Source organism: Cupriavidus sp. IDO (assembly GCF_000812465.1).
Classification (GTDB): Bacteria; Pseudomonadota; Gammaproteobacteria; order Burkholderiales; family Burkholderiaceae; genus Cupriavidus.
In genome coordinates this window covers 1-1,437 of record NZ_JWMA01000180.1, presented here as the reverse complement: position 1 = coordinate 1,437, position 1,437 = coordinate 1, and the positions used below count along the sequence as shown (strand labels likewise).

Below are 1,437 nucleotides of genomic sequence, written 5' to 3'. Positions count from 1 at the left end.
TCTCCCTTGCGGGCGGAAGCGCTGACCATATAGGCCGCATCCGAGACCGGCACCGCATCCGGGCGTCCCGTGATGAACCGCTTGCGCATCGGCGCCAGCACCACCTTGGCCGAGATCCCCGCCGCAATCGTCACCACCGCCGCCACCGTAAAGACCGCGTCCCAGCCTCCGCGCGCCGACAGCACCGACGCCAGCGGCACCAGCATCGCCGCCGTCCCCTTCGCCGTATAGAGCGTGCCCGCATTCGCCGCCGCAAACTTGCTGCCAAACGTGTCCGCGCACAGCGCCGGGAAGATCGAGAAGATCTCGCCCCAGAACAGGAACGTCAGCGCCGCGAAGAACATGAACCAGTACGGGTTGTGACCCAGCTGCATCAGCCCCAGCAGCGCCAGCCCCTCGCCGATGAAGATCACGAACATCGTGTTCTCACGGCCAAACCGGTCCGACAGGAATCCGCACAAGGGCCGTGTAAAGCCGTTGCACAGGTTGTCGATCGACAAGGTCATCGTCAGCAGCGGCAGCGTCATTCCCAGCATCGTCACCGGCATCGACGCAAAGCCATAGTCCTTGGCAATCGGCCCCAGCTGCGCCGTCGCCATGATCCCGCCCGCAGCCACCGCCACGAAGCATACGTAGATCAGCCAGAACACCGGCGTCTTCACCATCTGCCCCGTCGTGAATTCCACGTGGTTGGTCAGCACCGCCTTCGCCGCCACCGCGCCCTTCGGCGCACGCGGCTTCACCAGCAGCAGCGCCAGCACGAAGATGCACACTCCCTGCAGGATGCCAAAGCTCAGGAACGCCTTCTCGTAGCCCGCGCTCTGGATCATGTTCGCGATCGGGATCACCGTGATCGCCGAGCCCGCGCCAAAGCCCGCTGCCGTCAATCCGGCCGCCAGCCCGCGCTTGTCCGGGAACCACTTCAGCGCATTGCCCACGCAGGTGCCATACACCCCACCCGCCCCAATCCCCGCGATCACCGCCGCCGTGTACAGCTCCGGCAGCGTCGTCGCGTACGCGTTCATCACCCACGCCAGCCCCGCGCAGATCGCCCCGCCCGCCACCACCGGACGCGGGCCGAACTTGTCCACCAGCCAGCCCTCCAGCGGCACCAGCCAGGTCTCGGTCACAATGAATATGGAAAACGCCACCTGGATCGCGGACGTGCCCCAGTGATGCTTGGCGTCCATCGGGGACACGAACAGGGTCCAGCCGTACTGGAGGTTCGCTACCAGTCCCATGCAGACCACGCCAATGGCCAGCTGGAACCAACGATTCTGCAGCCCCCGACCGTTGCCGGTCGTGGCTACTGCTTCAAAATGCGCCATCTATTGTCTCCTAGTGCTTTTTGTTGCGCCTCGGTGGGCACATCGGGGCTTCTCTCGTTGTGGGTGGAGCCCTTTCGTCACTACTAGATCGGCGCCTGACATTGCGGCA

1 protein-coding gene is annotated in these 1,437 nt (G+C 64.9%); it reads right to left on the bottom strand.

Annotated elements, in window-relative coordinates:
* The coding region (oxlT, locus tag RM96_RS32335) for an oxalate/formate MFS antiporter (RefSeq protein WP_039015830.1) at positions 1–1,328 on the bottom strand (1,328 nt) is incomplete at its 3' end.
* Positions 1,329–1,437: the final 109 nt, after the last annotated feature.